The sequence below is a fragment of the Streptomyces sp. NPDC050619 genome (genome assembly GCF_040654815.1).
Classification (GTDB): domain Bacteria; phylum Actinomycetota; class Actinomycetes; order Streptomycetales; family Streptomycetaceae; genus Streptomyces.
Genome location: NZ_JBFAIR010000007.1, coordinates 174,933 through 190,271, shown reverse-complemented (window position 1 = coordinate 190,271; position 15,339 = coordinate 174,933). Strand labels below are relative to the sequence as shown.

At 70.7% G+C, this 15,339-nt stretch carries 1 protein-coding gene (cut by a window edge); it reads right to left on the bottom strand.

The features are described from left to right. Positions 1–15,339 carry the 5' portion of an SDR family NAD(P)-dependent oxidoreductase gene (locus AB0I77_RS14695; RefSeq protein ID WP_363282902.1) on the bottom strand. The gene continues 12,408 nt to the left of window position 1, outside the view, so 15,339 of the gene's 27,747 nt are visible here — the first part of the coding sequence; the start codon lies at positions 15,337–15,339; its stop codon lies beyond the left edge, outside the window.

Here is a 15,339-nt window from a genome sequence, read left to right as displayed (position 1 = left end):
GAGCTTGTCGTACTTACCCTTGTCGGCCCAGGTCGAGATCATCGTGCTCAGATCGGCATCGGCGGAGAGCAGCGTGCGCACGGCGCTGTCACGCCTGGCCGAGCCGCGCACCACGTCCCCGGTGACACCGCTGTCCGAGGTCAGGAAACCGCGCAGCCTCGCCACCAGGTCCGCCACGGACGCGGCGAGAACACCCAGCCGCTCCTCCATCGCTTCCCGGCCGACCTGCAGCGTGTAGGCCACGTCCGCGAGCCCCACGGCCGCGTTCTCCGGCCGCTCCAGCCACTCCAGCAGGTTCTCGGCCTGCGCCCGCAGCCCGTTCTCGGTCCGCGCCGACAACGGCACCAGCGCACCGAGCGCGGGGTCGAGCTGATGCCTGTCCTCGTGGCCGTCCGGGACGTACTCCGCGATGACGACGTGGGCGTTCGATCCGCCCGCGCCGAAGGACGAGACCCCGGCGACGCGAGGCGACTGCGCACCCGTGCCGCCATCGGGCAGGACGGGCCGGGCCCAGTCGGCCAGTTCGCGCTGGACGACGAACGGGGTGTCCGCGAAATCGATGTGCGGGTTCAACGTCTCCGCGTGCAGGGAGGGCGCCAGCTTGCCGTGCCGCAGCTGCAACAGCACCTTGGTGATGCCCGCGATGCCCGAGGCGCTCTCGGCGTGACCGATGTTGCTCTTCACCGAACCGATCGCGCAGAACTGCTTGTCACCGGTGTGCTCCGAGAAGGCATTCGACAGACCCGTGATCTCGATCGGATCACCCAGCGCGGTCCCGGTGCCGTGCGCCTCGACGTAGCTCACCGCACGCGCGCCGACCCCGGCCGTCTCCAGGGCGCGACGGATCACCTCCGACTGTGCCTTGGGGTTGGGCACCGTGTAGCCGCCGGCACCGCCGCCGTGGTTGACCGAGGTGCCCTTGATGACGCCGTAGATCCTGTCCTCGTCGGCGATCGCCCGCGCCAGCGGCTTCAGCAGGACCGCACCCACGCCCTCACCGGGCACATAGCCGTCGCCACCGGCACCGAAGCTGCGGCACCGGCCGTCGCTGGAGGCGAACTTGCCCTGGCTCAGCAGCAGATACTTGTTCGGGTGCAGCGAGAGGTTGACACCGCCCGCAACCGCCACCTCGGACTCACCGCACCTGAGGCTCTGGCACGCGAGATGAACCGCCGTCAGCGAAGACGAGCACATCGTGTCGATGCTCATGCTCGGACCGTTGAACCCGCAGACGTGCGACACCCGGTTGGCGATGGAGGCCGAACTGCCCGCCACTGCCGACGCACCGCCCAGCACCTGGTTCTGGGCGCCGAAGAGCTGGTACTCCTCGTACATCACACCGACGAACACGCCGACCCGCCCGTCCAGCACGTTGCCGGTCCGGCTTTTGGGGCCGCCCCGCGTGTACCCGGCGTCCTCCAGGGTCTCGTGGACGCACTGGAGGAACAGTCGCTCCTGCGGATCCATGATCTCCGCCTCGCGCGGGGAGATGTTGAAGAACAGCGGGTCGAAGTCGTAAGCACCGTCGAGGAAGCCGCCCCACCTGCTGTACGCCTTACCGACGGCGTCCTTGTCCGGGTCGAAGAACTGCCCGTGGTTCCAGCGCGACTCGGGGATCTCGGTGACGCTGTCCCTGCCCGCCGCGAGGTTCTCCCAGAACTCCGCCACGTCGCGCGCCTGCGGGTAGCGACCCGCCAGGCCGACGATCGCGATGTCCATCCGCCCCGCGGCGACGGCCTCCGGGTCGGCGGCCCGCGTGGGGGCCGCGGCTGTGACGGGCACGGAAGCCCGCCACGGGCCCTCCCGCTCAGCGGGGCTCGTCGAGGAGGTGGCGCGGACCGTTCCCCCGGCACCGGGGCCGCTCTCTCCGGCGGACAGGAGTTCACGCATCCGGTCCGGGTGGGCGTCGAGGAAATGAGCGGCGAGCGCCTCGATGGTGCGGTGCTCGAAGAACAGGGTCTTCGACAGTGACCCGAAGACCTCCTCCAGGGCCCGCGTCATGTCCATGGTCATCACGGAGTCGACGCCGTAGTCATCGAGCTGCGCCTCTGCGTCGATCTTGGCCGGAGGCAGGTTGATCACCGACGACAGCTGCTTCTTGAAGTACGCCTCGGCCCTGCCGGCCAGGCCTTCCGCCGTCTCCACCTTCTCCGGCGACGACTGCGACGACTGCGACGACTGCGACGACTGCGACGACTGCGACGAGCGACGGTCCTCTGCCCGCCGCGGTGCGGTCGTGGACCCGGACTCGTCGGCGGCCAGCAGAGTGTGCCTCATCCGGGCGCGGTCGCCTTCGAGCACGAGGACCTGGTCGTCCGGCGCGGCCAGCGCCCGGTACAGAGCCCGCACCCCGGTGTCCTCGCGCAGCGGGACCAGGCCGAACTGCGCCCACAGCCACTGTTCGACGCCCGGATCGACGTGCATCCCGCCGTCGGCCCACAGCGGCCAGTTGACCGACACCGTCCGCCCCCGGCGCCTGCCCTGTTCCACGAGGCCGTTCCGGTACCCCGCGTAGGCGTCCATGAACGCGTTCGCCGCAGCGTAGTCGGCTTGTCCCACGTTGCCGAACGCACCGGAGAAGGACGAGAAGAGGACGAGGAAGTCCAGGTCCGCGTCCTGGGTCGCGGAGTCCAGGTGCACCAGGCCGGAGACCTTCGGGCCGAGGACGGCGGAGAAGTCCTCGGCCGACTTCTGCAGGATGAAACCGTCCCGAAGCACTCCGGCGGAGTGCAGGATCCCGTCCACCCGGCCGTACGTCCGGCGCATCCAGCCCACGAGCGCCACGACGTCCTCCTCGACGCCGACGTCCGCCTGCCGGTAGACCACATCGGCGCCCAGCAGCCGCAGCTGCTCCACGAGCGCGTCCTTGCTCTCGTCCCGCGCGGCACGCCCGGCCAGCACGATCCGGGGCCGGTCCACCTTCGTGGCGATGTCCCGCGCGAACAACGCGCCCAGCCCACCGGCACCACCAGTGATCAGGTAGACGCCGCCGTCCTTCCACGGCAGCGGGTACGCGGGTGCGCCCTCGAACTCACGCCACCGCAGCACCTCGCGCACACCGGACCGGTACCGGACCGCCGCGTCCGCCGGCGCGGCCCGATCGGAGTCCACACAGGACGCGGCACGCTCCGGCCCGTCCTGCGGGTCGACCAGGACCAGCTGCCCCGAAACACGGGGGTTCTCCAGCTGAGCCGTCTTGAGGATGCCTGCCAGCCCCGTCCACAGCCACGCGTCCGCGTCGGCCGGGACGACCAACTGGACGCGGACGGCGTGATGCGCCCGTTCGCCGAGCAGTTCCTTGACCGTCGCGAAGACCTGCCGCGCGTAGTCGGAGTAACGCCCGTCGATCCTCGCCGAACGGGAGTCCAGGAGCACGACCCGTCCGGCGCCGCGTGAGCGCAGCACCTCCGCGACCTCGGGAAGACCGATGAGCACGGCCAGCGTGGCAGGGGTGCCTTCCGCCTCCTGCGCGTCCCGCGTCCGGTCATGGGCGACCCAGCACGGCACGGCGAACAGTTCACCCGTGGGCTGCTCCGCCGGGAGCGGCCGCAGCGAGACGCCCCTGAGCCGCACGCACACCGTCCCCGCGTCATCGCAGATGTCGATGTCGAGACGGCGGACCGTGGAACCGGCGGACGCCGACGCGTCGGCGCCATCGCGCACCCACGCCCACATCGAGGCGGTGCACGCGCCGAGGACCTGTACCTCGTCCACGGCGAAAGGCAGGAGCAGTTCGCGCCGCGCCCCCTCCCCCGGCACCATGCCGACGCAGGCCTGGAGCGCGGAGTCCAGCAGGGCGGGGTGCAGCCCGTAGGTCCGCAGGGTCGTGCCGACGGCGTCCGGCAGCGTCAACCGGGCCACGACCTGACCGTCGCCGATCCACAGGCGCTCGATGCCCCGGTGCCCGGGGCCGTAGGCTATGCCCTGCGCCAGGAACCAGTCGTAGACCTGGTCGGCGTCCACCGTGGTGCTCTCGCACTCCGCGCGCAGGCGCGCCATGTCCACCTCGACGGGCGTGGGACCCGCGGCGGGGTCCAGCGGCACCCGCACCACGCCTTCGCCGTGGACCACGGGGGCCGCGTCGAACTGCCGGCTGACGATCTCGTAGCCGATCTCGTCCTGTCCCCTGGGCAGCAGGCGCACCTCGACGGCCTGATGCCCCTCCCCCACCGTCACCGGCCGCGCCCACACGACATCGGCGATGCTCAGCGCACCGTGCGGCTCGTCCAGCGACGCCTCGACGGCGGCCCGCACCAGCTCCAGGCAGGCCGCCGCGGAGAGCACGCGCTCACCGTGTACGCGGTGGTCGGCCAGGAAGAACTCGTCGCCGGTGAACACGGAGGTGAACCGTTGCCCGCTCAGGCTGGACGTGTTCGTGTGCACCAGCGGGTGGAGCTGTCCCGCCGCGCGCAGCGGCAGCTCGCTGTCCGTGCTCGTGGCAGGCCAGTAGCGCTCGCGCTGGAAGGGGTAGGCCGGCATCGGGATGCGACGCGGCACGCCTCGACGAGGGAGCTTCCCCCAGTCGACCGCCACGCCCGTCACCCACAGCTTGAGCAGCTTGTCGAACTTGCCCTTCTGCGCCCACGCGTCCAGCGTGCGGGCCATGTCCTCGTCCGCGGCGAAGAGTTGCAGCGCGTCGTCCTGGCGCCGCTTGACCGTTCCCCTGTGCAGACCGGGAACATCGCCGTCGTCGAGGAAGCGCGTCAGCTTGGCGACGAGGTCGGCGGTCGTGTCCACCACGAGACCGAGACGCTCCTCGAAGGCCTCCCGGCCCGTCTGCAGGGTGTGCGAGACGTCCGCGAGCGAAGCCTCGGCACCGTCTTCCTCATCGATCCACCGGACCAACTGCTCGGCCCGCTGCCGCAGGGCCTCCGGTGTCCTCGCGGAGAGCACGACGACCGCCGGGCTGTCCTGCGGGCGCTGTCGCGCCGACTCGGGGACGTACTCCTCCACGATCAGGTGAGCGTTGGAGCCGCCCGCACCGAACGAGGAGATCCCGGCGATACGCGGCAGCTCCGTGCCGTCGGCCGACAGCGGCCGCTGCCACGTCGACAACTCGCGCTGCACGGCGAAGGGACTGCTCTCGAAGTCGATGTGCGGATTCAGCACCTCCGAATGCAGCGAGGGCACCAGCTGCCCGTACTTCATCTGCAGCAGCACCTTGGTCAGACCGGAGATGCCCGCGGCGCTCTCCGCGTGTCCAATGTTGCTCTTCACCGACCCGATCGCGCAGAACTGGTTGTCGTCGGAGTATTCGCGGAACGCCTTCGTCAGGCCCGCGACCTCGATCGGGTCGCCGAGCGACGTGCCGGTGCCGTGCGCCTCGACGTAGCTCACCGACCGCGCGTCCACGCCCGCTTCCCGCAGTGCCTGGCCTATGACGTCGTACTGCGCACGGGGGTTGGGAACCGAGTAGCCGTTCGTCTTGCCGCCGTGGTTGACGGCCACGCCCCGGATGACACCGTAGATCGTGTCGCCGTCCTCCACCGCCCTCGCCAACGGCTTCAGCAGGACGGCGCCGACACCCTCACCCGGTACGTAACCGTCGCCCCCCTCGCCGAAGCTCTCGCACTGCCCCTTGCTCGACAGGTACTTGCCGCCCGCGAGCATCAGGTACTTGTTGGGGTGCAGAGAGAGGTTCACACCGCCCGCGACGGCCAGCTCGCACCCACGCGTCAGCAGGCTCTGGCACGCCAGCTGGATCGCCGTGAGCGACGAGGAGCACATCGTGTCGACGGCCATGCTCGGCCCGTGCAGATCGAAGAAGTACGACACGCGGTTCGCGATCGACGACGCGCTGCCTGCCAGCGTGAGGTTCCGGCCCCTGGCCTGCTCCTGAGCGGCGTACAGCTGGTACTCCTCGTACATCACCCCGACGAACACGCCGACGTTCCCGCCCGGACCGCCCTCGCCCCGATCGCGGCTCAACGCCGCACGGGTGTACCCCGCGTCCTCGAACGTCTCCTGCACGCACTCCAGGAATATCCGCTCCTGTGGGTCCATGTACTCCGCCTCACGCGGAGAGATGTTGAAGAACAGCGGATCGAAGTGGTCCGCCCCCTCCAGGAAGCCGCCCCACTTCGAGTACGTCCTGTCCGCGGCGTTGACGTCCGGGTCGAAGTACCGGCTGTGGTCCCACCGGTCCCGCGGAACCTCGGTGACACAGTCCTTGCCCTCGACCAGGTTCCGCCAGAACTCCCGCACCGTCCGCGCCTGCGGGTAACGCCCCGCCAGGCCGATGACGGCGACGTCGACGGAACCCTCGGCAGCCTCCGCACGGGACCGCGCCACACGTCGGGTCACCGGCGTGAAGCGGCTCTGGGACGCCGCGACCGAACGGCCCACCGCAGCGGGGGCGCCGACAGGGTTCTCGTCGGCGGTGTCTCCGCCGAGCAGGGGCCTCAGTTCGTCCGCGTGGGCCTCCAGGAAGTACCGCGTCAGGGCGCGGATGCTCTGGTACTCGAAGAACAGGGTCTTGGGCAGCGATCCGAAGACCTGCTCCAGCTTGGTGGTCAGGGCCATCGTCATGACGGAGTCGATGCCGTAGACCTCGAACGCGTCGTCGGCGTCGATCCGGTCCGCGGACAGTCCCAGCTCCGACGCCAGCAGCCTGATGAGGTACCGAGAGGTCCGGTCGTCGAGCCCGTCGCCGCTCACAGCCGGTGCGGCGGAGGCGGCGTCCGGCTCAGGAGCGAGCAGGTCGGGCAGTTCCGGCCGGGGCCGCGCGGTCGCGTCCTCCGCCTCATACGGCCTGGCGGTGAACCCCTTGAACCGGCAGGACACGGCACCCGATCCGTCGCACAGGTCGATGTCGAGCTTGCGCACGCGGCTCTCGGGCCGGTCGTCCGCACTGCGGCGCACCCAGGCCCACATCACCTCGCTGCATGGCCCGAAGACCTGCAGCTCGTCCAACGCGAACGGAATGTGGGCCGCTTCCTCGACCGGCCCCAGACCGATGGCCGCCTGTAACGCCGCGTCCAGCAAGCTCGGGTGCAGTACGAACGCGTCGAGCGAGTCGTGCACCTCCGCGGGCAGCCGCAGCCGGGCGAGCGCCTGACCGCCCCCGGCCCAGACGCTCTCGACCCCGCGGTGCGCGGGCCCGTACGCCAGGCCCAGCCGCTGGTAGGCCTGGTAGCAGTGCTCCGAGTCGAGCCGCGTCTCCTCGCACACGGCCCGCAGTCCCGCCAGGTCCACCGGTTCGGCGGACGCCGGCTCGCCGAGCGACACCACGCCCTGGCTGTGCACCACGGGCACCGCCTCGTCGCCGGCCGCCTCCGGCAGACCGGAAACCTCGAACGCGACCTCGCCGTCCGCCGCGGCGGACAACGTCGTGCGGAGCCGGACAGGCCGCTCCCCCACCTTGGCCGGACGCGCCCACACCACGTTGCGCAGCGTCAGTCCGTCCGGACGGCTCTCGACCGACGCCGCCACGGCCGCCCGCGCCATCTCCAGATAGGCCACACCCGGCAGCACACGGCCGCCCTTGACGACGTGGTCCCGCAGGAAGAACTCGTCACCGGAGAACACCGAGTCGAACCGCTGGGCCTCCAGGGTGGACGTGTTGGTGTGCACCAACCGGTGCAACCGGGCGATGCCTTCGCCGCCGGCAGCCCCGGATTCGCGCGGTGCGGTGACCCAGTGGCGCTCGGGCGCGAAGGGGTACGTGGGCAGGGGAACCCGGCGCGGCGTCGTGGTGCGGGCGAGGAGCTTCCAGTCCACGCTCAGGCCGTCTGCCCAGATGTCCATCAGCTGCCTGTGCTCACCGCGCTCGAGCCAGTACCGCACCGTCTGCTGCCTCTGCTCGTCGGCCTCGAAGTCCGCGAGCTCTTCGCGGGTCCGCCGCGTCCGGCCGCGGCACACACCGTCGATCTCCCGCGCCCCGTCGAGGAACGCCCGGAGCTTCTCGCGCAGTTCGTCCCGGCTCTCCACCACCAGGGCGAGCCGCTCCTCCATAGCTTCCCTGCCGACCTGAAGCGTGTACGCGATGTCCCCCAGCCGGGCGGTCCGGCCCTGTTCCGGGAGCCACCGCACCAGCGCCCGCACCTTCTCCCGCAGGCGCTCGGCGTTCTTCGCCGACAGCACCACCAGCTCCGGTGCCGGGTCGGGCGCCGGCCGGTCCTCCGGCCGGGTGTGCTCCTCGATCACCACGCTGGCGATGGCGCCATGGGCACCGAACGAGGAGACACCGGCGATGCGGGGCACTTCCGTGGTCACCCCCGCGACGGTCCGCGTGGGCCGCTTCCACTGCGCCAGCTCCTGCTGCACACGGACCGGCGAGTCGGAGAAGTCGATGTAGGGGTTCAACTGCCGCGAGTGCAGCGAAGGCGCGATCATCCCGTGCCGCATCTGCAGGACCACCTTGGTGATGCCCGCGATGCCCGCCGCGGCCTCCAGGTGGCCGATGTTCGACTTGACCGACCCGATCGAGCAGAACCCCGACCTGTCGGTGTCCTCACGGAACGCCCGGGTCAGACCGGTGATCTCGATCGGGTCGCCCAGCGACGTGCCGGTCCCGTGCGCCTCGACGTAGCTGACGTCCTGCGCGGAGATCCCCGCGTCCCGCAGCGCGGCCACCACCAGGTCAGCCTGCGCCGACGGGTTGGGCACGGTGGTGCCGTTGGTCTTTCCGCCGTGCCGCGTAGCCACGCCCCGGATCACGGCGTGGATGTGGTCCCCGTCCTCGACGGCCTGGTCCAGGGACTTCAGCAGGACGCAGCCCACGCCCTCCCCCGGGACGTAACCGGTGCCACCCTCCCCGAACGAACGGCAACGCCCGTCTTCGGCGAGGAAGTTCAGCTGACTGAGCGCCACGTACTTGTTCGGGTGCAGCGACAGGTTGACGCCTGCCGCGAAGGCCATCGACGTCTCGCCGCTCCTGATGCTCTCGCACGCCATGGCGACCGCGTACAGCGAAGACGCGCAGGCCGTGTCGACGGTGAGGCTCGGCCCGTGGAGGTCGAGGAAGTAGGAGACGAGGTTGGCGGCCTCCGCACGATCGGACACGTCCTGGCCGCTGTAGAGCTGGTACTCGTTCCAGGTCATGCCCAGGTACACGCCGACCTTCCCGGCTCCGTCGGGGTTCAGGCCCTGCCGTGTGTACCCGGCATCCTCCATGGCGGCCCAGGCTGCCTGGAGGACGAGCCGAGTCTGCGGGTCGGCCGCGGCAGCCCGCTTCGGCGAGATGCCGAAGAACATGGCGTCGAAGTTCTCGGCCCCGTCGATGAAACCGCCCCACTTGCTGGTGGTCTTGCCGGGCTTGGTCTCGGGGTCGTAGTACGCGTCCTTGTCCCACCGGTGCGGCGGGATCTCCTCGATGCAGTCCTCGCCCTTGCGCAGCACCTCCCAGAACTGGTCGAGGTCGTCGGCGTGCGGGTAGCGTCCGCTGATTCCGATGACGGCCACGTCCCGGGACCGCCCGGACCCGCTCGACGCCTCGACGACGCGCCCGGCCACTCGGGCCTGCCCGGTCGTGGCCGGCAGCGCGGTGGGGGTCGCCGCGGCGGCGGTACGACCGGTGTCGAGCAGTGCCGTCATCCGGTCCGTGTGTTCGCGGACGAAGTATCCGGCCAGCTCGCGGATGGTGCGGTACTCGAAGAACAGCGTGCCGGGGACGGACTCGAAGTCCTTGCCCAGCAGCCGCAGCAGCTCCAGGATCTGGATCGACTCGATGCCGTACTCGCCGAGTTCGGCGGCGGCGTCGACGCGCTCCGCCTTGATCTTGAAGACCTGGGAGATCTTGTCCTTGAGGTAGTCGACGGCCCTGGTGAACAGGTCGGGGGCGGCCCCCACGACCCGCTCGGCGGTCAGGCGCCGCGGCTCGGGCCCGGCCCCCGCCTCCGCCTCCTCACGGTCGGCGACGCGCAGGACTCGCTCGATCTTCCCCCGCTCGCCCTTGGCCACCACGACCTGTGTCTCGTCCGAGGCCAGGATCGCCATCAGCGCCCGAATGCCCTCGGCGGTCCCGAGGCCGCGAAGGCCGGAGTGGTCGAAGTAGAGGGCCTTCGACGTGGCGTCCTGCTCGATGTCCCCGAGCATTCCGCCCTCGTCCCAGTAGGGCCAGTCGACCGAGATGGTCCGGCCGCGGCGCTCGCCTTCGGCCCGCAGCGCTTCCCGGTGGTGGGCGTAGGCGTCGAGGAAGCGGTTGGCGGCCGCGTAGCTGCCCTGCCCGAAGTCGCCGAGGTGGGCGGCGATCGACGAGAACAGGACGAAGAAGTCCAGCGACTCCTCGCGCGTCAGCTCGTCCAGGTGAACGGTTCCGTGCACCTTGGGCGCCAGGACCCCGTCCACGTCGGCCTTCGTCGCGGCCAGGACGTCGGTACCCCCCAGGACGCCGGCGCTGTGGAAGACCCCGTCCAGGGGGCCGAACCGCACCCGCGCCGCGTCCAGCGCGGCGCGCACAGCGTCGCGGTCGGCGACGTCGCAGCGCAGGTACTCGACCTGCGCGCCCGCCGCCTCCAGCGCCGCGATCTTCTCCCGCAAGCCCGGGTCCAGTGCCTTGCGGCCGAGCAGGACGAGCCGCGCCCGGCACTGCTGGGCCAGGTATGTGCCGAGGTGCCCGCCGAGTTCGCCCGCTCCCCCGCTGATGAGATAGACGCCGTTCTCCTTCAGCGGCAGGCCGGACGACACGGGGTCCACGCCACCGGTCCACCGCCGCAACACCCTTGTCGAACGCACGCCACCGGCTCGCCGGACCTCCTGCCCGCCGCGTGCGGACGTCCCCTCCGCGACGCGGAGTTCGTCCAGCACCCCGGCCACCAAGGACTCGGCCTCCCGCACCTCGTCGAACTCGAGGGTGTTCATCCGGATCAGGTGGTTCACCGGGGTCATGGCACGCGCGAACCCCGAGAGCGACTGCGCCGCCGCTCCGGCGGGTCCCCGCTCCCCCGGCACGACGGACAGGTGCCGGAGTTCACTTTCGAGCCCGGTGCGGTGTGCTGCCCGGAAGAAGTGGAGCAGGCTCTCCAGCTCGATCGTGCGGTCCTGACCGTCCGATGACAGGGGCCAGAGGTTGGCGACGGCGAGCGGCATCCGCCCGCGCAGGTCCACCGCGGTCAGCAGCCGGTCGAAGTCCGCCTGGCTGCGCCGGTCGATGACGTAGTGGTCTGCGGCGTGCTCGTCGAACGACGCACCGGACCGCACCTGGATCACGGTTCCCGCATGGTGCCGGCGGAAGAGCGCGACGCGGGCCGGTTCGTCGTCGAAGACGAGCAGGGTCGCTCCGGGGCCCGCTCCGGCGCCCGGTTCCGCCGTGGTGTGTTCCGCCACCCAGCGCGGCACGTAGAAGTGCAGGTCCTCGCTCCCGCGGCCCGCGGTCGGCGGCTGCTCCACCGCGGGCTCGTGCTGCCCGTCGGTCCAGAACTCCTCACGGGCGAATGGGTAGGTGGGCAGGGACGTGACCGGCGGCACCCGGTCGCCGAACAGGCCCTCCCATTCCAGGTCGTAGCCCTGGCGGTACAGGTCGGCCAGCGCGCGCATGGTGTCCTGGTGCTCGCCCCGGTCGCCGGTCGAGCCGGCCGCACGCGCGACCAACTGGTCGGCGTACTCGGCGAGCGCGGTCTGCGGTCCGAAGTCCCGTGGACGCACGCCCTGGAACGTGTCGGGCGCTTCCTGTCCTTCGAGTACCTGGCGGAGCAGTCGCGCGGCTTCCTCGGGCGTGGCCGCGAGCAGTGCGCAGCGGTGCGCGAAGTGGTGCCTGCCGACGAGGAGCGTGGCGCTGATCCGGGCGAGACCGGCCTGGTCCTGGCCTCTGTTCTCCAGGAAGGCCAGGAGTTCGGCGACCTTGGCCGTCAGTGCCTCGCCGGTCTTGGCCGAGAGCACGAGGAGGTGGGGCCGTCCGGGGGCACCGGTGTCCACGGCTTCCGGCGCGTCGTACTCCTCGACGACGACGTGGGCGTTCGTTCCGCTGATTCCGAAGGAACTGACCGCTCCCAGCCGCTTCCTGCCGGCCCTGCTCTTCCAGGGACGGGTCTCCTTGTTGACGTAGAAGGGACTCCGCGCCCAGTCGATGTAGTCGCTGTCCTGCTCGCAGTGCAGGCTCGCGGGCAGGGTTTCGTGCCGCAGCGACTGCACCAGGGCGATCAGGCTCACCACCCCGGACGCGGCCAGGGTGTGACCGACGTTGCTCTTGACCGAAGTCAGTGCGCAGTACTGCTTCTTGTCGGTGTACCGGCCGTAGGCGTCGGCGAGGGCGTTCACCTCGATGGGGTCGCCGAGCCGGGTGCCGGTGCCGTGCGCCACCACGTGCTCGACCTCGCCCGGGTCGATGCCGAACCGCCCGTACACGGAGCGCAGCAGCGAGGACTGCGCCGACCGGCTGGGCGCGGTGATGCCGTTCGTACGGCCGTCGTAGTTGATGCCGCTGCCCTTGATGACGGCGTGGACCCTGTCCCCGTCCGCCAGCGCCTTCGAGAGGCGCTTCAACACCACGACGGCGACCGCCTCGCCCACGACCATTCCATTGGCGCGTTTGTCGAAGGGGCGGCAGACGCCGTCGTCGGACAGCATCCCGGACCGGCCGGCGTGCCGGTAGAACTGGGAGGTCGCGAGGATGTTGACGCCCGCGGCGAGCGCGGTGTCGCACTCGTCGGTGCGCAGGCTCACGCAGGCTTGGTGTACGGCGGCCAGCCCGCCCGAGCACGCCGTGTTGACCGCGAGGACCGGTCCGGAGAAGTTCAGGAAATATCCCAGGCGCGATGCCAGGATGCCGTCGTGGGCGGAGGTGAGGGTTTCATCGCTGCCGGTGACCCGCTGGTAGTCGCCTTGCTCGGCACCGACGAACATGCCCATCGTGCTGTCGCGCAGCTTGCCGGCGCCGTAGCCCGCGTCCTCCAGTGCCCGCCACGACTCCTGGAGCAGCAGTCGCTGCCGCGGGTCCATGGCCTCGGCTTCGCTGGGGACGATCTCGAAGAACAGCGGGTCGAACTCGGCCGCGCCGGGCAGCCATCCGCCCTTGGCTCCCTGGTCGCCGGGTGCCTCGGCCCAGTCCCGCCGTCGTTCCACCGGAAGGGGCCCGACCACGTCCCGGCCGCCCGCGAGGATGTCCCAGAGGTCATCGGCTGTGCGCGCCTGCGGGAAGCGTCCGCTCAGACCGATGATGGCGATGTCGTCCTCGCCGGGAGCGGCAGCCGGTAAGACGCCGGGCTCCGGGCGCGACGACCGGGCGGTGTCCGGTCGCCGGGGCAGCGGATCCGCGGTCGCCTTCCCCTCGTACGTCCGCGCCACGGCTTCGCTGTGGTCCTGGACCAGGTGGTCCTGGACCATGCCTAACGTGAAGTGCGTGTAGAGGTCCGACGGCGTGAGGTCGATCCCGTAGTACGCGCTCAGTTCGGTGGCCAACCGGATGTTGCCGACCGAGTCGAAGCCCAGGTCGGAGAGTTTGTCGGCCGGTTGGATGCCATCCGCCGACAGCTTGAGGACGCCGCAGGCGATACGGCGGAGGTCTGCTCGGACCAGGTCCGCCACCTCCGGTCGGCCACTTCGCTCCGAGGGCAGCTGCTCTGACGGGGAGTCGGGCGCCGCGTCGGCCGTGATCCAGAACCGCTGTGCGTCGAACGGGTACGTCGGCAGCCGGAGCTTCTCGTTCCGGAGCCCGGAGAGGAGGTCGCGGTCGTGGAGGTCCGCGCCCGCGGCGAAGGACTCGGCCAGGGCGGCGAGTTGCGCGGCGTACTCGACGGCGGGAACCTCCGCACCGAGGTGGAAGTCAGGGAGTTCCGGCCGGGGTGCCGTCGCGGGCGGGCTCCCGCCCTCGCCGAGGTTGTGGAAGCAGTTGGCGGCGTGGCCCTTGCGCATCAAGCGTTTCAGCTTGTTCCGCAGTTCGGCGACGTTCCGCACGACAAACGCCGCCCGAACGTCGAAGTGTTCCCGTCCCAGCAGCAGGGTGGCGCTGAGGTCCATCAGGTCGACGTCGGTTCCCGCCCTCCCGAGCCACTCCGCCAGGTCCCCGGCCCGGCGCCGCAACGCCGTTTCGGTCCGGCCGGACAGGCAGACGAGGTAGGCGGGACGGGGCTGCGGCGCGACGGGCTCCCTGGGCGGAGCCTGCTCCAGGATCACGTGCGCGTTCGTCCCTCCGAAGCCGAACGAGCTGACCCCGGCACGGCGTGGGAGCGGCTCGCCCGCCGCCGAGCGCGGCGCCTCCCATTCCCTCGGGGAATCCGCGATGTAGAAGGGCGTCTCTTCCAGCGTGATGGCGGGGTTCAGCTTCGTGAAGTCCGGCAAGCCGGGAATCTTCTCGTGCGCCATCGAGAGCAGGACCTTGATGGCGCCCGCGATCCCCGCAGCGGGTTCGAGGTGGCCGATGTTCGGTTTGACCGAGCCGAGGCCACAGTAGTTGTACGGGCCGGAGTCCGCGTTGTCGCCACGGGCCTTGCGGAACCCTTCCACCAGCCCGCGGATCTCGATCGGGTCGCCGGTCGGCGTACCGGTGCCGTGCGCTTCGACGTAGCTGACGGTCTCCGGCGGGACACCCGCCTGGGCGAAAGCCTTCGAGATGACCCTGGCCTGCGCGTCGGCACTGGGATAGGTGAGGCTGCGGGTCCTCCCGCCGTGGCTGACGGCGCTGCCCCTGATCACTCCGTGGATGCTGTCGCCGTCGCGAACGGCGTCCGCGAGCGGTTTGAGCAGCACCAGGCCGCCGCCCTCGCCGCGCACGTACCCATCCGCGCGTTCGTCGAAGGTCTTGCAGGAGCCGGTCGGGGACAGCATCCCGACCTTGGAGAACGAGACGGTCCGTGCGGGCGTCAGCACCAGGCTGATGCCGCCCGCGATCGCGACGCCGCATTCCTTCTGCCGCAGGGATTGCACTGCCAGGTGCACGGCGTCCAGCGATGCGGAAGACGCCGTGTCGACGGTCACGCTGGGACCGGTGAAGTCGAAGAAGTGGGATACGCGGTTGGCGATGACGGCACCCGCCGTCCCTGTGGCGTGATGCGCGGCAGGCTCTCGCATCTCCGCCTCCTGTAACCCCTTGTAGTCCAGGTTGAAGGCGCCGATGAAGACCCCGACATCGCTGCCGGCCAGCTGACCGGGCCGCACGGCGGCGTCCTCGAGGCAGGACCAGACGAGGTGCAGCATGATCCGCTGCTGCGGATCCATGCTCTCCGCCTCCAGCGGAGACACCCGGAAGAACGCGGCGTCGAAGGCTTCCACGTCCGTCAGGAAGGCGCCCCACCTGCTGATCCCGGGGCCCTCGGTGTCCGCGTACGCCCGCCAGTCCCAGCGGCTGCCGGGCACCTCGCCGATGTGCGAGCGTCCGCGCTCCACAGTGGACCAGAACTGGCGGTAGTCGTCAGCTCCGGGGAACCGACAGGCCATGCCGATGATGGCGATGTCGCTGCTCTGCAC